Raw genomic sequence first — 17,415 nt, forward strand, 5'->3', positions numbered from 1 at the left:
GGTGCGTTTTTCTATTTTGATTCGTTTTGTTGGTATCCGTGTTCAAAGCCTGATCTGTGTAGTACGTGGCGCATACACCCAATCGGTATGAGGATCTCTACCATGAAGCAGCTGACCCCGATGGACTCCCACTTTTTCTATTTTGAGGCGCCCAACCAACCCATGATGATTGGGAGCCTGTGGCTATGCGATCAGAGCACTGCCCCTGGTGGCCTGGTGCGTCACAAGGACATCCTGCAATACGTTTCCGATCGCCTGAACACGACCTCGTACTTTCGTCGCCGACTTGAGAAGGCGCCCTTCCAGCTTGATGACCCGTATTGGCTGGATGACGAGAATTTCGATCTGGAGTATCACGTGCGCCATGTTGGCCTGCCGCAGCCGGGTGACTGGCGGCAACTCTGCATCTTCACCGCGCGGACCATGTCGCGCAGCGTAGATATGGAGCGTGCGCCCTGGGAGATCTACATTATTGAAGGGGTCAACAACGTGGAGGGCGTTCCGCCGAACAGCTTTGCGGTGCTGATTCGGTTCCATCACGCCTATGTGGATGGCAAGGCCAGCCTTGAACTGACCACCGCCATGATGGAAGAAACCGCAGACCACGAGTATGGCCGGCGTGACCGGGTTGAAGTGGCCGAGCGGGCGCCGACCCGGCTGGAAATGTGGTCGCGCACGACGCCGCGGATGATGGGGCAGGCGTGGCGCAGCATGCGCGCCGGGCTGACCGCAGGACGCAAGAGTATCGAGCTGGCTCGCCGCTTGCGCTCCGAGGCCAAGCCGGAACAGCGTCGGGTACCGCGTACCATCTTCAACGTACAGATATCACCCCACCGCTCCTACGGTGCGCTGACCTGGAATATTCCCGAGCTCAAACGCATGCGGCAGTTGTGCCCGGGCGCCACGCTGAATGATGTTGTGATCTCCATCATCGCCGGGGGCATGCGTCGTTATCTCTCGCATCACAACCAGTTGCCCGCCAGCGAATCGCTGGTGGCCATGTGTCCGGTTTCGGTCCGGCCAAGTGAGGCGATGAAGGATTGCGGCAATCTGATTTCGGCGATGTTTATCGGCATCGGAACCGACATCGGCGAGCCCCTTGAGCGTTTGTCTGCGGTGCGCCGTCGTACGGCGCGCGGGGTGCCGCTGGCGCGCGACGTGCTGTGCGACCTCAATAACGCCGTCGGCGACATGATGCCGCCCTATGTACGTGCCCTGGGTGCCTGGCTGCAGAACAAGTCGCGGCTGGCAAGCACAGTGCCGCTGGTCAATACCCTGATCACCAACGTGCCCGGGATTCCCGGTCTGGTGCCGCGCTATTTTGCCGGTGCGCGCATCGTCAACGTGTTTCCGCTGGCACCGGTCAGCGACGGAATGGGCATCAGCCACTGCCTGACCGGTATCTACGATGATCTTAATGTCGGGGTTCTGGCAGACCGCAATATCGTCTCGGATATGGATTTCTACATGAGCTGCATCCAGGCGTCGACAGAGGAATACCGCGCGTTGCTGGCCGAGCTGGAAAAAACCACAGCGGCCTCCATGCCCGCGCGGGTCGAAGCGCCGAAACCGGCAACCAATGAACAGGCGGATGCCGAGCCGGATGCGGAGAAAAAGCCCAAGCTGGCTGCGGCAGGCCGGGCGAAGCCTGTTGCCAGGGCGTCCGAGTCGACGGTCTCCGAAACGAAGGGCGCCAAGTCGGCAGGCGCGGCCTGACGCTGCAAGGTAACTATTGGTGAGGCGCCTGCGGGCGCCATGGGAGTGGAATATGGTGGTCAATCTCTTTCAGCGTGGCAGGGGCAAGGCGCTGTTGCAGTCGATGGAAAAGGCAGAAAGCTATGAGCAATGGAGTGAGCTGGCTGCTGCCTGGGATCACGAGGAGGGACTGGACGACTGGAAGCAGGATGACGCGTGCGAGAGCTATGACTACCGTTCGATTCGTCAGCGCCTGGATGTTCTTCGCGATCTGCGTTTTCGCAAGGATTACCACCAATTGCTGTTTGTGCTTAACGAGGGCGTTCATGGCAACCTCGGCGGCATGGGCAAGCCGTCGCTGTATAACAAGGCCCGGCTTGGGACCAAGAACCTCATTACCCGCTACATCGACGAACTGTGCGGCGCGCTTAACGACCTGAACGAGGTGGATGACAAGATCATCTCGTTGGCTGAAAAGCAGGATTTCTTCCTGCGTGCCAGTCACTGTAACGGGCGGACCGCGCTGATGCTGAGTGGCGGCGCCGTACTTGGCTTCTTCCACGCCGGTGTGCTCAAGGCGCTGTTCGATCAGGGGCTGCTGCCCGAAATCATCTCCGGCAGCAGCGCCGGGTCCATCCTTGCCGCCACCGCCTGTACCCACGTTGATGAGGAGCTGCGCGAGCGGCTGAGCCTCGACAACCTGCATCATGAAGTCGAGGAGACCAGCGCGATCCGGCCGTCTCTCAGCCTGTTTGGTGGCGGTCGGGCGATGGATGCCGACAACCTGCGCGACTACCTGGCCAAGATCATCCCGGACCTGACCTTTCAGGAAGCGTTTGAGCTGACCGGTCGCAAGCTCAATATCACTGTTACCGGGTTGTCGACCCAGCAGGCCCCGCGTCTGCTTAACGCCATTACCTCGCCCAACGTGCTGATTCGCTCTGCGGTTACAGCCTCATGTGCGATCTACGGCATCTACCCGCCGGTAACGCTGATGTGCCGCAACGCAGCGGGCGAGACGGTTCCCTACCTGCCGGGTATGAAATGGATCGATGGCTCCTTTGCCGATGATCTGCCGGCCAAGCGTCTGGCACGCCTTTACGGCGTCAATCATTTCATCTCCAGCATGACCAACCCGGCGGCGCTTGCCATCACGCCCGACCCGGATGCGCCGCGCAACCGGCTGCGCAATCTGGCTCATTTTCAGGCGCGCTTTCTGAAAATCGGTGCCGCCGAGGCCATGCGCTTCAGCCGCGATAACGTCCGAATCAAGTCGCCGGTGCTCAGTCTGATGCAACATCTGACCTACGGCGTGCTGGCACAGGAATATACTGCTGACATCAATATCTTCCTGCGCAACCGCTGGGATCACCCGCTGCGGCTGCTGGCACCGCCAAGCCGCGAAGCGATGCACCGCCTGATCCATGAAGGCGAGCGCTCCACCTGGGAGAAGATCGAAATGGTCCGCAACTGCACCGCCGTCAGCCGGACGCTGGATGCCATCCTGCACACACGCGGTTGGGAAAAATAGGGTTACATCACGCTGTGGCTGAGGGGGCGGCTGGTGTTGGCTTGAGCCGCCTTGGCGGAGACGCCGTTGGCTTACTCCTCCCTACAGTACAGCGTCAGCCCGTAGGGCGGAGTAAGCGCAGCGTCTCCGCCGTGGTGCCCGTACTTGGCGTTGCTCACGGGCGATTGCCCTGTGCGCCGGTTTAACTGCCTTTGCCTTGCGTCGGAGCTGCAACATGCTTCGACCACATGCCGGTGGGATTTTGGTGTGAGCCGACCGCTTTTCATTCGTTGGTTGGCTGCGCACAATGTGGGCCTTGCACCGTTCGGAATCCGAAATGCCCATGACTATCGAAGACAAGCCGCTGGCCGGCCGCCGTATTGCTGTACCCGAGAGCAGGGAGCTCGACCTGTTCGCTGACATGCTGATCAAGCGCGGCGCTGATGTGCTGCGTTGTCCGCTGGTATCGATCCACGATGCGCCTGACCCGCAGCCGGTGCTGGCCTGGATGCGTGAGCTGATTGAGCAGCCCTTTGATCAGGTGATTCTGCTGACTGGTGAGGGCTTGCGGCGCATGCTGGCGCTGGCTGAGCGTCAGGGCGACGGGTTGCGTGACGCCTTTGTTGCAGCGCTGGCGCCGATCCCCAAGCTCACCCGTGGGCCGAAGCCGGGTGCGGCGTTGCGCAAGGTGGGGCTCAGGCCGGAGCGCGTTGCGGTGGCGCCGACCACCGAGGGCGTTATCGAGACGCTCAAGGGCGAAAACCTGCAGGGCGTGCGTATCGGTGTGCAGTTGTACGGCACGGACCCCAATACGCGCCTGGTCGATTTTCTGACCGGCGCGGGCGCCCAGGTTAAAACCGTTGCGCCCTATATCTATGCCGACGACGTTGAAGACGCGCAGGTGGATCGACTGATCGACGCGCTGCTGGCTATCGAAGTGGATGCCATCGCCTTCACCAGCGCAACCCAGGTGCGCCGATTGCTGCAAATTGCCAAGCGTCGTGATGACGGCGAGGCAATGCTGCTGTCGGCACTGGAACGGATCAAGGTGGCGGCGGTGGGGCCGGTGGTTGCCGATGAGCTGCGAGAACGGGGCATCAATGTGGACCTGATGCCAGAGAGCAGCTTTTTTATGAAGCCGCTGGTGCGCGAGCTGGTGAAGGTGTTGGGCTGACCGCTTCAGGGCCGGGCTGGTGGCGGCATCCGACATTGATTGGCTTCCCTTTGCAGGATGCGCCGCGCTGAACGGGCTGCTGGCACTTGTCAGCCGGTGCCCGCGCGGCAACAATGCAGGCTTGTCTGAACCCCGCGAGCCCAAGGAAGCTGGATGACCAACGAATCCACCGCGCTACGACTTTCCCCGGACCAACTTACCGCCCCCATCGATCTGGACAGCCTCGGCTTCACGACCACCGACGATCTGGAACCTTTCCGTGGCATTCTCGGCCAGGAGCGGGCAGTCGAGGCCCTGCAGTTCGGTGTGGCCATGCACCGGCCGGGCTACAACGTGTTTGTCATGGGTGACCCGGGAACCGGCCGTTTTTCCTATGTGCAGCGCTATCTGCGCGCGGAGGCCAAGCGCCAGGTCACCCCGCAGGACTTTGTCTACGTCAACAACTTCGATGAGCCTCGCGAACCCTGGGTGATCAGCCTGGCACCCGGTTCTGCCGGCGAGCTGATCGAGGTGATCGACCGTTTTATCGACAATCTGCTGGCAACCTTCCCCGCGGTGTTTGAGCACCCGGCCTATCAGCAGAAGAAAAGCGCCATTGATCGGGCCTTCAACCAGCGCTACGACCGGGCGATTGATTCGGTAGAACGCCGCGCGTTGGAAAAAAGCATCGCGCTGTACCGTGACTCGCAAAATATTGCCTTTACGCCGATGAAAGAGGGCAAGGCGCTGGATGAGGCCGACTTTGCCCAGTTGCCGGAGGAGGAGCGCGAGCGATTCCACAGCGATATTTCCGAGCTTGAGGAAGTGCTGAACGAAGAGCTCGCCAGCCTGCCGCAGTGGAAGCGCGAGTCGAGCAATCAGCTGCGCGAGCTCAACGAGCAGACCATCACCGAAGCCCTGCAGCCCCTGCTTGAGCCACTGCTGGAGCGCTACAGCGGCAATCAGGCGGTCTGTGATTACCTGCAGGCGATGCGCCAGAACCTGCTCAAGACGGTAATCGATCAACTGGTCGAGGAGCGAGCCCTGGAGGCACGGCCGGACGCCTACAAGCGGCAGTTGCTGGTCGAACAGTACAGCCCCAGCCTGATCGTTGGTCATCACACCAGTGGAGGCGCGCCGGTCGTACACGAGCCGCATCCGTCCTACGACAATCTGTTCGGGCGCATTGAGTACTCACCCGAGCAGGGCGCGCTGGTAACCAGTTATCGGCATATCCGCTCCGGTGCATTGCATCGGGCAAACGGCGGTTTTCTGCTGCTGGAAGCCGAGAAGCTGCTGGGCGAGCCCTTTGTCTGGGACGCCCTCAAGCGTGCCCTGCATTCGCGCGAGCTGAAGATGGAGTCGCCCTGGGCCGATATGGGCCGACTGGCGACGGTAACCCTGACCCCTCAGGTGATTCCGCTGGATGTGAAGGTGGTGATCATCGGCTCGCGCCAGGTGTATTACGCGCTGCAGGATCTGGATCCGGACTTTCAGGAAATGTTTCGCGTGCTGGTGGATTTCGATGAGGATCTGCCGCGCACGCCGGACAGTATCGAAGGCATGGCCCAGTTGCTGAAAACCCGTACCTCGGAGGAGGGGCTGGCCCCGCTTACCGCGGCGGCGGTTGCCCGGGTGCTGACCTACAGCACCCGGCTGGCCGAGCACCAGAAGCGGCTCTCGGCGCGCATCAGCGATATTTTTCAGCTGGTGGCCGAGGCCGACTTTACCCGCCAGCTGGCGGGTGACCCGATCACCGATACCGCGCACATCGAACGTGCCCTGCGCGCCAAGGAAACCCGTACCGGACGGGTCAGCGCGCGCATTCATGAAGACATGCTGTCGGGCGTCATTCTGATCGACACCGATGGCGCTGCGGTCGGCAAGTGCAACGGGCTGACCGTACTTGAGGTGGGGGATTCGGTATTCGGTTTGCCCGCGCGTATCAGTGCCACGGTCTACCCGGGCGGCAGCGGAATTGTCGATATCGAGCGTGAGGTGAACCTCGGGCAGCCGATTCACTCCAAGGGCGTGATGATTCTGACCGGTTTTCTCGGCAGCCGTTATGCCCAGAAGCATCCGCTGGAAATCTCCGCGAGCATCGCGCTGGAGCAGTCCTATGGCTATGTCGATGGCGACAGTGCGTCGCTCGGTGAGGTCTGCACCCTGATATCGGCGCTCTCGCGCACGCCTCTGAAGCAGTGCTTTGCCATTACCGGCTCGATCAACCAGTTCGGCGAGGTGCAGGCGGTCGGCGGGTTGAACGAGAAGATAGAAGGCTTTTTCCGCCTGTGTCAGGCCCGTGGCCTGACCGGTGAGCAGGGCGTTATCATTCCGCGCTCGAACGTACCCAACCTCATGCTGGATGAAGAAGTCCTGCAGGCTGTGCGTAACGGCCAGTTCTCGGTTTACGGCGTGTCCTGTGTGGACGAGGCGCTGGCACTGCTGGCCGGAGAGCCGGCGGGCGAATTGAACGAGCAAGGGGATTTCGCCGAGGGCAGTATCAATGCCAGGGTGGTTGCCCGCTTGGCCGAGATTGCCGAGCGCGACCGTGAAGAGGAAGAGTCAGACCCGGAGGAGGGTGACGGCGACAAGTAACCGGTTTTTATTCGCCGTGCCCGCGAGCTTGAGCGGTGGGCCGCAACGGGTTCTGTCTACAGGGTTATCCACAGGCTTTGCTGCGACAGGTTGTCACTGATTGCCAACGGATACCCGAATGAGGTCTTGACGCCGGCAGGGCAATCTGCTCCCTGCTGGCCTTTCGATGCCGCTGAAAGGTGCGCACTGCCTGCTTTTCAGCACATCAACGGTTCACCGCGTCAAGGATGGTTCAACTGAACAAAATGTGTGCGAGTCGCGCCAGCGCCCGTGCTGACAGGGTCGCAGTGAGTTATCAGTTCACTGCTCACAGAGTTATCCACAGTTACTGTGAACAACCATCGCGCCCCAAAATCGAACATACTGAAATCGAGGTTAATGCAGTCAATGGAACGCCTTCTGGAAAACCTGATGTACTCGGCGCGCTGGATTCTTGCGCCTATCTATCTGGGCCTGTCTCTGGCGCTTGCGGCGTTGGCGGTCAAGTTCTTTCAGGAACTGTTTCATCTATTGCCTCACCTGCTCGAAACCGCCGAAGCCGATCTCATCCTGGTCGTGCTCTCGCTGGTGGATATGGCGCTGGTGGGCGGCCTGCTGGTCATGGTGATGATTTCCGGCTACGAGAATTTCGTCTCCCAGTTGGACATCGACGACGGCAAGGAGAAGCTCAGCTGGCTTGGCAAGATGGACTCCGGCTCGCTGAAGATGAAGGTTGCGGCATCGATTGTCGCGATTTCATCGATTCACCTGCTCAAGGTGTTCATGAATGCGCAGAATATCCCCAATGACAAGCTGATGTGGTACGTGATCATCCACCTCACCTTTGTGGTGTCCTCCTTTGGTATGGGCCTGCTGGATCGCATGGGGCGCGACGGTAAGGCGATTTAATGTTGTACTTCTGGTAAAGGTTTTTGTGTAAGGGTATCGTTCCTGTACAACTTTGCAGGAGTCGATGCCATGACGCTGGAACAATTGATGCAGGCAGCGGACAGAGGGGCCTTGCAGGACCTGGATCTGCTGTCACACGAAGGCGCGGTATATCTGGTCGAGGCGCTGATCGACGGGTCGCGCCATCTGCTCAAGCAGCACGAGGGGGATACTCGGCCCTGGGTATTCCGCTCCCTGCATGACGCGCGCAATGCGCTGGTGGAGCTGCCTTTTCAGACCATCAATCTGGTTCACCTCAATGTCTGTGACGAGATGGGGCCTGACACCCTGGTTACGGGTGGTCCACAGGTGGCGATGCGACTGCCTCTGCCGCTGCACCCCTGAGTGGCTGACATGCGTAATCTGATTCTGCTGCTGGGTGACCAGCTTGATCCGGCCATCAGCAGCCTGGCTGGCGCCGATCCGGCGCGGGACCGTATCCTCATGGTGGAAGCCGAAGAGGAGGGACGTTACGTTCCCCATCACCCGCAGAAGATTGTGTTTATCCTCTCTGCCATGCGGCATTGTGCCGAGGGGTTGCGTGGCCGTGGCTTCAGCGTTGATTACATCAAGCTGGACGACCAGGCCAACAGCGGCTCGCTGGATGGCGAACTGGCGCGTGCCCGCAGCAGGCTGCAGCCTGAACGCATTCTGCTGACCGAGCCTGGGGAATGGCGACTGCTGGATCGGTTTCGTCAGCGTCAGGCTGACTGGCCCGAATTGACCTTGCTGCCGGATGAGCGGTTTTTCTGCAGCGCGGAGTGGTTCGCCAACTGGGCCGCGGGGCGCAAGCAGTTGCGGATGGAGTTCTTCTATCGTGAGATGCGTCGCCGCAGCGGCCTGCTGATGACGCCAGAAGGCCAGCCGGAAGGTGGCAGCTGGAACTTTGATCAGGATAATCGCAAGGCCCTGCCTGCGGGGCACCCTGTACCGGCGCAGCCGCATTTTCCGATGGACGCCATCACCTGCGAGGTAGCTGCCCTGGTCGCTGCCCGGTTTGCTGATCATTACGGTCAGCTTGAGGGTTTTGATTACCCGGTCACCCACGCGGATGCCGAGGCGTTGTGGCAGCGTTTCCGCCAGCAGGGGCTGGCCCGGTTCGGTGACTACCAGGATGCCATGGCGGTGGATCAGCGCTGGCTGTTTCATGCGCGCATAGCCGCGGCACTGAATATCGGGCTGCTTGATCCGCGCCGGGTGTGTCTGGACGTGCAGGCCGACTGGCAGGCTGGCCTGATTCCGTTGAACGCGGCCGAGGGCTTTATTCGCCAGATTCTCGGTTGGCGCGAGTACGTTCGCGGTATCTACTGGCTATTGATGCCGGAGTACGCCGAGCGCAACGCCTTCGGCAATCAGCGCGATCTGCCCGCGTTCTACTGGACCGGCAAGACGCGGATGCGTTGCATGCAGCAGGCAATTGGCCAAACGCTGGAACATGCCTATGCACACCATATTCAGCGTCTGATGGTCACCGGCAATTTTGCCCTGCTGGCGGGGATTGAACCCAAGCAGATTTGCGACTGGTATCTGGCTGTGTACATGGATGCCTTTGACTGGGTGGAGCTGCCCAACACCCTGGGCATGGTAATGCATGCCGATGGGGGTTATCTCGGCTCCAAGCCCTATTGCAGCAGCGGGCAGTACATCAAGCGGATGTCGGATTACTGCGGCGGCTGCAGCTACAAGGTCAGCGAGCAGACCGGCGCCAGGGCATGTCCGTTCAACGCGCTGTATTGGCATTTCGTCATGCGCCACCGCGAGCAGCTCGGCTCCAATCCGCGCATGGCGATGGTGTACCGCAACCTGCAGCGCATGCCGGAAGCCAAACAGCAGGCCCTGTGGCAGTGGGGCGAGCATCTGCTGGAGCGGCTGGATGCCGGTGAGATGCTGTGATTCGCAAGGGTGACTTGCCGCAGAAAACCTGCGCGGTGTGCGGCAGGCCCTTTGCCTGGCGCCGCAAGTGGGCGCGCTGCTGGGATGAGGTGCGTTACTGCTCCGAGCGCTGCCGCCGTGCCCGCAGCGGCTGAAGGCCGTCAGCTGGCTGCCAGCACAATGAACTTGGGGGTAGCGGCGCGCTGTTCGACCTTGGCGAAGTAGCGCCTGAGGGTCTGGTGGTAGCCCAGGTGGCGATTGCCGACCACCAGCAGCTCGCCGCCATGTGCGAGCGCCTTGCGGCTTTGGTCAAACAGTCGGCGGGCGATTTGATCACCCACCACCTGCTGCTGGTGGAACGGCGGGTTGCAGAGAACAAGCTCTGCAGACCCTGGCTCGGCTTCACTCAGCCCGTCGCTTACTATGAATCGTGCGCTGCGGCCGGGGAAGGCTGCTGCGAAGTTGTCCTGCGCCGATGCAACCGCTGCCCAGGACTCGTCGATAAATGTCAGCTGTGCCTCGGGGTTACGGCAGGCTGCCATCAGGCCGAGGGCGCCATTGCCGCAGCCCAGGTCCACTATCCGCGCGCTGCCCAGGTTTGACGGAATGCAGGGCAGCAGCACGCGGGTGCCGATATCCAGCTTCTCGCGCGAGAACACGCCGGGGCGATTGTTCAGCAGCAGAGGGGTGCCATCCAGCGGGTAGTGGGTGCTCAGATTGCTGGCGCGAGGCTGCAATACCGGATCGTGCCTGCACTGCAGCAGCCGGGCCTTCTTCCAGCCGAGCGAAGCCTGATAGGGGCCAATATGGGCTGCCAGCAGGTTGCCGGCACTCGGCGGCAGGTGCTTGATCATACTGCCGGCCAGCAGCAGGGCGTTGTCGGTGAGGTGCGGGCGCAGGCGCTGTAACTGATCCTGCAACAGGCTCAGGCTCTTGGAGATGCGCAGCAGCACCTGGCGATAACAGCCGTCCGGTGTCTGGGTGCTATTGAAGAATTGAACCCTGGCCGAATCAAGATTGTTGGCTGCGAGGTTGCCCTGCAGGGCGCGCCAGCTCATCCATGAATCGCCCCAGCTGTGTGTCTCCAGACCTGCCGTTGCCAGTGCGCAGGCGAGTGCGCCGAAGCTGTCGTTGACGACAAGGATCGGGCCGCTGTCGGCGGGCTCCTCCTGCAGTCGCTGCAGCAGGTAGAGATCGGCGTTGTCGAAGGCCTGAAGTGTGTCTTCCCGGGAGGTGGGATAGCGCTGCAGCTGCAGTGAGCCGTAGGGGGTATCGCAGGATTGCATGGTCAGCCAGGGCAGTTGGGCGTGCCGCGCAGTATAGCATTACGCGGTGCCCGGATCGGTACCGGGCACCGCTGGGGCTTATCCCTGTTTCTGCTCTTTCAGCAGATCGCGGATCTCGCCAAGCAGTACCTCTTCCTTCGACGGTGCCGGCGGCGCAGCTGGTGCTGCCTCTTCCTTTTTCTTCAGGCTGTTCATTACCTTGACCGCAGTGAAGACCGCGGCGGCGATGATCAGGAAGTCCACGACGCTCTGGATAAACATTCCGTAGCCGATGGCCACCTCGGCTGCGTCACCTTCTGCCTGTTTCAGGACAATGGCCAGATCGGTGAAGTTGACGCCGCCGATCAGTACACCCAGCGGCGGCATGACGACGTTGTTGACGAACGAGGAGACGACCTTGCCAAACGCGGCGCCGATGATAATACCCACGGCCATGTCGACAACGTTGCCGCGCATGGCAAAAGCCTTGAATTCATCCAGTAGTTTCATTGCCTATTTCCTTGAGAAGCGCCGACTTGGCGAAAGCTGATCATAGCCAAGCAAGCGCGTTTGACCAACTACTCAAGTGCTTCCTCAAGTGCCTCGCAGAGGATGCGCAACGTCTGGATGCGGGCATGACGCTTGTCTTCAGCGGGAATCAGGTGCCACGGTGCCGAGCGGGTCGAGGTGTGCTCAACCATGTCATTGAGCGCCTCAACGTAGTCGGGCCAGCGCTTGCGGTTACGCCAGTCTTCCTCGGTCAGCTTGTAACGTTTAACCGGTGATGCTTCCCGTTCCTTGAAGCGCTTGAGCTGCTCCTGCTCGGTAATCGCCAGCCAGAACTTGATCAGCAACGTACCGTTCTCGGTCAGCTGTTGCTCAAAATCATTGATCTCGGCATAGGCGCGTTGCCATTCGGATTCGGCGCAGAAGCCTTCAACCCGCTCGACCAGCACGCGGCCGTAGTAACTGCGGTCGAAGACCACGACATTGCCCGGGGCTGGTATGCGTCGCCAGAAGCGCCACAGATAGGGCATCCGGCGCTCCTCGTCACTCGGCGCGCGGGTGCCGTGAACCCGCAGGATACGCGGATCGAGACATTGGGTTATGCGGCGGATGGTACCGCCCTTGCCGGCGGCATCACTGCCCTCGAACACCAGCATCAGGCTGTGACGGGCGAAGCGCGGATGCTGCATCAGGTCACGCAGTCTGTTCTGCCAATGCAGCAGCTGTTGCTGGTACTCGTCCTTTGGCAGCTTCTGGCTGTAATCCAGCTGGGCGAGGTAGTCGCGCTGGGCGGGTTGCCAGCCGTAGATCGGGCGCGGCACCGGCGGTGTGCCAAGGCGCTGGCGCATGGCCTCCAGCACAATCTGGCCGATCCGCTGGTCGCGCAGGTGAGGATCTGTTGCCGGCACCCGAATCCAGGGGGACTCGTTGGTGGAGGTCAGCTCGGTCATCAGGCGGGCGCCCTCGCGCACCTTCTCGTAGTCGGCGGCGCTGAAGTCACCCCATTCGCGCATGGCTACGGTCTGTTTCAGCAGACTGGGGTCTACCCGCTGGCGCGTCCCGCGTTCATCGTCGGTCAGGTGCAGCCAGATCTTGACCAGGATAATGCCTTCATCATTGAGCAGGCGTTCGAAATGCAGGACGTCCTGCATCTGTGCGGTAAAGCGGTTGATGCTGATTTGCCCCCGACTCAACTTCATCAGCGGCTGGTGGTACCAGGAGCCCAGATAAAACCCCAGTTCGCCGGCCGGTGGCAGGGTGCGCCAATAGCGCCACATGCGTGGCATGCGCTTGTCGACCCCTTTGGGCATCCCGAAAGCGCGGGTATTGAGGTAGCGGTTGTCCAGCCACTCGTAGAAGCTGTGGATGACTTCGGCCTTGCCGGCGAAGTCGTTACCGCTGATCAGAACCAGGACCGAGCCGTGTTCCAGCGAGCGCAGTTCGAACTGGGTCTCCAGCAGTTCCTCGCGCAGCGCTTCGCGTTCGGCCTTGCGCTGCTTGCTGTCGTCCTTGCTGTTACCCATGCGCGACGGCAGACCAATTGATGTCCGGTACCTGTTCGAAGGCCGGACGTGCCAGCAGATAGCCCTGAAAGAGATGGACATTCTGTTCGCGCAGGAATGCCAGCTCGGCTTCGGTTTCGACCCCTTCGGCGATGACTTCGATGCTCAGGGCGGCGCAGACCCCAAGGATGCCGCGTACGATCGCCTGCTTTACCACGTCCTTGTCGATATCACGGATCAGCGCCATGTCCAGCTTGATGATGTCCGGCTGGAACTCGGCCAGCAGATTCAGCCCCGAATAGCCTGCACCGAAATCGTCGATGGCGGTTTTGAAGCCCTGGCGTTTGTACTCGGTAATGATGCTTTTGAGATGATCCTTGTCGACCATCTGCACGTTTTCGGTAATTTCGAAAATCAGCCGCTCCACCGGGAAGTTGAAGCGCTTTGCCGCTTCCAGGGTAGCGCGAATGCAGGTCGCCGCCTGATACACCGCGTTGGGCAGAAAATTGATGCTGACAAAGCAGGGGATGTTCAGCCGGGCCGCCAGCTCCACTGCCTTGACGCGGCAGGACTGGTCAAACTGATAACGATTGTCGGTGGTGACCTTGGACAGAATGCCGGCCGCGCCGGTTCCGTCGGTGCCTCGTACCAGCGCCTCGCAGGCAAAGAGCTGGCGGGTACGCACATCGACGATCGGCTGAAACGCCATGCTGAAGTCAAAGTCCAGCGCAGGACGGTCGATGCAGGCTCGACAGGGCGGCGGTGATTGTGGCTCGGTAGTCATTCTGTTGGATCCTTACGCCTTTAGGCGGTCAGTATAGAGGATAATGTTCCTCTGATATCAAGCGGCGCTTTATGGTGCCTCGACCCGGATAAAGCAAGATGGCCAAACAGAAACGTATTTACGGCTGCACCGAATGCGGTGCTACCTTTTCCAAGTGGGCGGGCCAATGCCCGGAATGCCAGGCGTGGAACAGCATGGTGGAGACCGTGGTGGACACCACGCCTACCGGTGGCAGTCCCTCACGCAGCAGCAACTGGACCGGGCAGCAGGCGTCAGTCAAGACGCTGGCAGAGGTCACTACAGAAGAAATGCCGCGGCAGCCCAGCGGCTCGTCCGAGCTTGATCGGGTGCTGGGTGGCGGCCTAGTCGCCGGGTCGGTGGTGCTGATCGGCGGCGATCCCGGGATCGGCAAATCGACCATTCTGCTACAGACCCTCTGTCGTCTGGCGCAGGGCATGCCCGCGCTGTATGTAACGGGTGAGGAGTCCCAGCAGCAGGTGGCAATGCGTGCCCGCCGGCTCGGCCTGCCGGAAGATCAGCTCAAGGTGATGACCGAGACCTGTATCGAGAGCATTGTTGCGACGGCGCGGCAGGAACAGCCCCGGGTGATGGTGGTTGACTCGATCCAGACCATCTTCACCGAGCAGTTGCAGTCGGCCCCGGGCGGTGTTGCCCAGGTACGCGAGAGCGCGGCCTTGCTGGTGCGATACGCCAAGCAGAGTGGCACGGCAATTTTTCTGGTCGGCCACGTTACCAAGGAAGGCTCGCTGGCCGGGCCGCGGGTGCTTGAGCACATGGTGGACACGGTGCTGTATTTCGAGGGTGAGGCTGACGGTCGTTACCGCATGCTGCGGGCGGTAAAGAACCGTTTTGGTGCGGTAAACGAGCTGGGTGTGTTTGCCATGACCGACAAGGGTCTTAAGGAAGTGGCCAACCCCTCTGCGATTTTCCTCTCACGTTATGACGCGCCGATTCCCGGCAGCGTGGTGATGGCTACTTGGGAAGGCTCGCGCCCGATGCTGGTGGAGGTGCAGGCGCTGGTGGATACCAGCCATCTGGGCAATCCGCGTCGGGTCACGCTGGGGCTGGATCAGAACCGGTTGGCGATGCTGCTCGCCGTGCTGCACCGCCATGGCGGCGTTGCGACCTATGACCAGGATGTCTTCGTCAACGTCGTCGGTGGCGTCAAGGTACTGGAAACGGCAGCCGATCTGGCGCTGCTGGCGGCGGTCATGTCCAGTTTGCGCAACCGGCCGCTGCCGATGGATCTGATGGTATTTGGTGAGCTGGGGCTGTCAGGTGAGATTCGCCCGGTGCCGAGCGGGCAGGAGCGCCTGAAGGAAGCCGCCAAGCACGGTTTTACCCGCGCCATCGTACCCAAGGCCAACGCGCCCAAGGAAGCGCCCAAAGGAATGCAGGTGATTGCCGTGACCCGGTTGGATCAGGCGCTGGCGGCGATATTTGAGTAGCAGCGGCGTAGCCGCTGCTACAGCTGCAAGCTACAAGCCGCAAGCGACAAGCTACAAGCTCCAAGCGAAAAGCGAAAAGCGAAAAGCGAAAAGCGAAAAGCAAAAAGCGAAACCCCCGGGGCTAGTCGCTCGGGAGGGAGTTGGGAGGCACTTGAAGCTTGAGGCTTGAAGCTTGCCGCTGCGGCGAATGGCGCCGCCTAAAGCAAAGCCGCCAGCTCTCGTTCCAGCAACGCTGCATCGCCCAGGTTGAGGGCGACCAGGCGGCGCAGGTGGCTGATGGAGTCGAGGTCGATGTGCTCACATTGAAAGCCGAGCAGTCCTTCTTCGGCGTGAGCCAGTGAGACTTCCATGCGGATCTGGCTGCCTTCGGACAGGTCGATAATGGCAACGAAAGGGGCTTTGGCGCGTGTTGTGTCCCACTGATCAGGCTGCATGACCAGCAGGCCACGCAGGGATATGTCGATCAACTGAACTGCCACGCACCAGTCGTCCTGCTGCAGCAGGGTGTGGGCATCGAACGGAATGCGGCTGAAACGCCGTCTGTCATCGTGCATCCGATGGCTCCCGGGTGTATTGGTCATCGATGCCCACACTATAGCGCTTTTTACTGCTTACACCACGCCTTGAGCCAGCATTGCGTCGGCGACCTTGACGAAGCCGGCGATGTTGGCGCCCTTGACGTAATTGATGTGGCCATCTTCTTCTCTGCCATAACGTTCACAGGCGGCGTGAATGGATTGCATGATGCAATGCAGCTTCTCGTCGACCTCGCCGGCAGTCCAGTGCAGGCGCATGGCGTTCTGGCTCATTTCCAGGCCGCTTACCGCCACACCGCCGGCGTTGGCAGCCTTGCCCGGGGCAAACAGGATGCGATGCTCCTGGAGCAGGTCGACGGCCTCCAGAGTGCTCGGCATGTTGGCGCCCTCGGCGACAGCGATGCAGCCGTTCTCGATCAGATGACGGGCGTCGTCTGCATCCAGTTCGTTCTGGGTTGCGCAGGGCAGGGCAATGTCGCAGGGCAGATGCCACGGGCGCTGGCCGGCGATAAATTCACAGCCGTCGCCGTGCAGCGACTCCAGTCGCCCGCGCTGCTCGTTCTTCAGCGTCATCAGCGTGTCCCACTGTGCCTGGGTCATGCCGTCCGGGTAGTACAGGGTGCCGCCGGAGTCGGAGACCGAGATCACCTTTGCGCCCAGCTCCAGCACCTTCTGCGCTGCGTACTGGGCGACGTTTCCGGAGCCGGAGATGGCAACCCGTTTGCCCTCGAAGCTGTCATTGCGCTGCTTGAGCATTTGCTCGGCAAAGTAGACGCAGCCGTAACCGGTCGCTTCGGGACGGATCAGACTGCCGCCATAGCTGATGCCCTTGCCGGTCAAAACGGAGGTGAATTCGTTGCGCAGGCGTTTGTATTGGCCGTACATGTAGCCAATTTCACGCGCACCGACGCCGATGTCGCCGGCGGGGATATCCAGGTCTGCACCAATATGGCGCGACAGCTCGGTCATGAAGGCCTGGCAGAAGCGCATGATCTCGCCGTCGCTTTTGCCCTTGGGATCGAAGTCGGAGCCGCCTTTGCCGCCGCCCATCGGCAGGCTGGTCAGCGCATTCTTGAAAACCTGCTCGAAGGCGAGGAATTTCAGCACGCCAAGATTCACCGACGGGTGAAAGCGCAGGCCACCCTTGTACGGACCAATGGCGCTGTTCATCTGCACACGGAAACCGCGGTTGACCTGCACGTTACCCCGGTCGTCGACCCAGCAGACGCGAAACTGGATGACGCGCTCGGGCTCGATCAGACGTTCGATGATGCCTGCACGCAGGTATTTCGGGTTGGCTTCCAGGAAGGGCCAGAGGCTGCTGAGCACCTCTTCGGCAGCTTGGTGGAATTCTGGCTGATGGGGGTCGCGCAGGGTCAGTTCGGTCAGGCAGGCAGCCAGGGTGTAGGTCATGTCTGGAGTCACTTTTCTATACGTTTAGGACGAAAGGACGTAAACCTACCAGACTGCGAACTGCACAGGAATGGTGCGATTGTAAAATAGCGTGCACGCCAGTGTTTTATTTTGGTGCGCCATATCCCGAGCGGGTGGCAAGGCAGGATCCGCAACAGCGCGGCCACACCGGATGGTGTGGCCG

15 protein-coding genes are annotated in these 17,415 nt (G+C 61.0%); 9 read left to right on the forward strand and 6 right to left on the reverse strand.

Annotated elements, in window-relative coordinates; all coding sequences use genetic code 11:
• Window positions 1-102 precede the first annotated feature (102 nt).
• The 8 genes from ACZ5WQ_RS18025 to ACZ5WQ_RS18060 all read left to right on the forward strand — a co-directional run bounded on the left by ACZ5WQ_RS18025 (window position 103) and on the right by ACZ5WQ_RS18060 (window position 9,910).
• Window positions 103-1,716, forward strand: a complete 1,614-nt coding sequence (locus tag ACZ5WQ_RS18025) for a wax ester/triacylglycerol synthase family O-acyltransferase (RefSeq protein ID WP_464382820.1) — start codon at window positions 103-105, stop codon at window positions 1,714-1,716.
• Between the two features lie 52 nt (window positions 1,717-1,768).
• Window positions 1,769-3,226, forward strand: a complete 1,458-nt coding sequence (locus ACZ5WQ_RS18030; RefSeq protein ID WP_464382821.1) for a DUF3336 domain-containing protein — start codon at window positions 1,769-1,771, stop codon at window positions 3,224-3,226.
• Between the two features lie 316 nt (window positions 3,227-3,542).
• Complete coding sequence (locus ACZ5WQ_RS18035; protein ID WP_464382822.1) at window positions 3,543-4,379, forward strand: uroporphyrinogen-III synthase; 837 nt, start codon at window positions 3,543-3,545, stop codon at window positions 4,377-4,379.
• Between the two features lie 153 nt (window positions 4,380-4,532).
• Window positions 4,533-6,956, forward strand: a complete 2,424-nt coding sequence (locus ACZ5WQ_RS18040) for a Lon protease family protein (protein WP_269687910.1) — start codon at window positions 4,533-4,535, stop codon at window positions 6,954-6,956.
• Window positions 6,957-7,343: 387 nt separating this feature from the next.
• Window positions 7,344-7,844 carry a TIGR00645 family protein gene (locus ACZ5WQ_RS18045; RefSeq protein WP_233049105.1) on the forward strand — a complete coding sequence of 167 codons (501 nt, stop codon included), beginning with the start codon at window positions 7,344-7,346 and terminating at the stop codon, window positions 7,842-7,844.
• Window positions 7,845-7,913: 69 nt separating this feature from the next.
• Window positions 7,914-8,228 carry a DUF6482 family protein gene (locus tag ACZ5WQ_RS18050; protein WP_464382823.1) on the forward strand — a complete coding sequence of 105 codons (315 nt, stop codon included), beginning with the start codon at window positions 7,914-7,916 and terminating at the stop codon, window positions 8,226-8,228.
• A 9-nt stretch (window positions 8,229-8,237) separates the two neighbouring features.
• Window positions 8,238-9,776, forward strand: coding sequence for a cryptochrome/photolyase family protein (locus ACZ5WQ_RS18055; RefSeq protein ID WP_464382824.1), 1,539 nt, complete (start codon window positions 8,238-8,240; stop codon window positions 9,774-9,776).
• Window positions 9,776-9,910: a DUF2256 domain-containing protein gene (locus tag ACZ5WQ_RS18060; RefSeq protein WP_088277840.1), complete on the forward strand. Its 135-nt coding sequence runs from the start codon at window positions 9,776-9,778 to the stop codon at window positions 9,908-9,910. The genes ACZ5WQ_RS18055 and ACZ5WQ_RS18060 overlap by 1 nt, the downstream gene beginning before the upstream one ends.
• Before the next feature lie 6 nt (window positions 9,911-9,916).
• Here ACZ5WQ_RS18060 and ACZ5WQ_RS18065 read toward each other — a convergent pair whose 3' ends face one another.
• The 4 genes from ACZ5WQ_RS18065 to ACZ5WQ_RS18080 form a co-directional block, all read right to left on the reverse strand.
• Window positions 9,917-11,041: a methyltransferase gene (locus tag ACZ5WQ_RS18065; protein ID WP_464382825.1), complete on the reverse strand. Its 1,125-nt coding sequence runs from the start codon at window positions 11,039-11,041 to the stop codon at window positions 9,917-9,919.
• A gap of 78 nt (window positions 11,042-11,119) precedes the next feature.
• On the reverse strand, window positions 11,120-11,530 hold the full coding sequence (mscL, locus tag ACZ5WQ_RS18070) for a large-conductance mechanosensitive channel protein MscL (RefSeq protein WP_088277787.1): 411 nt from the start codon (window positions 11,528-11,530) through the stop codon (window positions 11,120-11,122).
• A 68-nt stretch (window positions 11,531-11,598) separates the two neighbouring features.
• Window positions 11,599-13,050: a polyphosphate:AMP phosphotransferase gene (gene pap / locus ACZ5WQ_RS18075; protein ID WP_464382826.1), complete on the reverse strand. Its 1,452-nt coding sequence runs from the start codon at window positions 13,048-13,050 to the stop codon at window positions 11,599-11,601.
• Entirely contained in the window at window positions 13,043-13,813 is a 771-nt protein-coding gene (locus tag ACZ5WQ_RS18080; RefSeq protein ID WP_464382827.1) for an EAL domain-containing protein, read from the reverse strand. The genes pap and ACZ5WQ_RS18080 overlap by 8 nt, the downstream gene beginning before the upstream one ends.
• Before the next feature lie 98 nt (window positions 13,814-13,911).
• Here ACZ5WQ_RS18080 and radA point away from each other — a divergent pair, with 98 nt between their 5' ends.
• Entirely contained in the window at window positions 13,912-15,282 is a 1,371-nt protein-coding gene (radA, locus tag ACZ5WQ_RS18085) for a DNA repair protein RadA (RefSeq protein WP_088277791.1), read from the forward strand.
• A 197-nt stretch (window positions 15,283-15,479) separates the two neighbouring features.
• Here radA and ACZ5WQ_RS18090 read toward each other — a convergent pair whose 3' ends face one another.
• Window positions 15,480-15,836 carry a PilZ domain-containing protein gene (locus ACZ5WQ_RS18090; RefSeq protein WP_228245838.1) on the reverse strand — a complete coding sequence of 119 codons (357 nt, stop codon included), beginning with the start codon at window positions 15,834-15,836 and terminating at the stop codon, window positions 15,480-15,482.
• A gap of 57 nt (window positions 15,837-15,893) precedes the next feature.
• Window positions 15,894-17,231 (reverse strand): NADP-specific glutamate dehydrogenase, encoded by a 1,338-nt coding sequence (gdhA, locus tag ACZ5WQ_RS18095; RefSeq protein WP_228245839.1) that lies wholly within the window; start codon window positions 17,229-17,231, stop codon window positions 15,894-15,896.
• Between the last annotated feature and the right edge of the window lie 184 nt (window positions 17,232-17,415).

The organism is Halopseudomonas sp. T1L2 (assembly GCF_055397385.1).

Coding starts and splice junctions, on each gene's coding strand:
- ACZ5WQ_RS18025 (WP_464382820.1), top strand. CDS start 103: ATGAAGCAGCTGACCCCGATGGACTCCCACTTTTTCTATTTTGAGGCG.
- ACZ5WQ_RS18030 (WP_464382821.1), top strand. CDS start 1,769: ATGGTGGTCAATCTCTTTCAGCGTGGCAGGGGCAAGGCGCTGTTGCAG.
- ACZ5WQ_RS18035 (WP_464382822.1), top strand. CDS start 3,543: ATGCCCATGACTATCGAAGACAAGCCGCTGGCCGGCCGCCGTATTGCT.
- ACZ5WQ_RS18040 (WP_269687910.1), top strand. CDS start 4,533: ATGACCAACGAATCCACCGCGCTACGACTTTCCCCGGACCAACTTACC.
- ACZ5WQ_RS18045 (WP_233049105.1), top strand. CDS start 7,344: ATGGAACGCCTTCTGGAAAACCTGATGTACTCGGCGCGCTGGATTCTT.
- ACZ5WQ_RS18050 (WP_464382823.1), top strand. CDS start 7,914: ATGACGCTGGAACAATTGATGCAGGCAGCGGACAGAGGGGCCTTGCAG.
- ACZ5WQ_RS18055 (WP_464382824.1), top strand. CDS start 8,238: ATGCGTAATCTGATTCTGCTGCTGGGTGACCAGCTTGATCCGGCCATC.
- ACZ5WQ_RS18065 (WP_464382825.1), bottom strand. CDS start 11,041: ATGCAATCCTGCGATACCCCCTACGGCTCACTGCAGCTGCAGCGCTAT.
- mscL (WP_088277787.1), bottom strand. CDS start 11,530: ATGAAACTACTGGATGAATTCAAGGCTTTTGCCATGCGCGGCAACGTT.
- pap (WP_464382826.1), bottom strand. CDS start 13,050: ATGGGTAACAGCAAGGACGACAGCAAGCAGCGCAAGGCCGAACGCGAA.
- ACZ5WQ_RS18080 (WP_464382827.1), bottom strand. CDS start 13,813: ATGACTACCGAGCCACAATCACCGCCGCCCTGTCGAGCCTGCATCGAC.
- radA (WP_088277791.1), top strand. CDS start 13,912: ATGGCCAAACAGAAACGTATTTACGGCTGCACCGAATGCGGTGCTACC.
- ACZ5WQ_RS18090 (WP_228245838.1), bottom strand. CDS start 15,836: ATGCACGATGACAGACGGCGTTTCAGCCGCATTCCGTTCGATGCCCAC.
- gdhA (WP_228245839.1), bottom strand. CDS start 17,231: ATGACCTACACCCTGGCTGCCTGCCTGACCGAACTGACCCTGCGCGAC.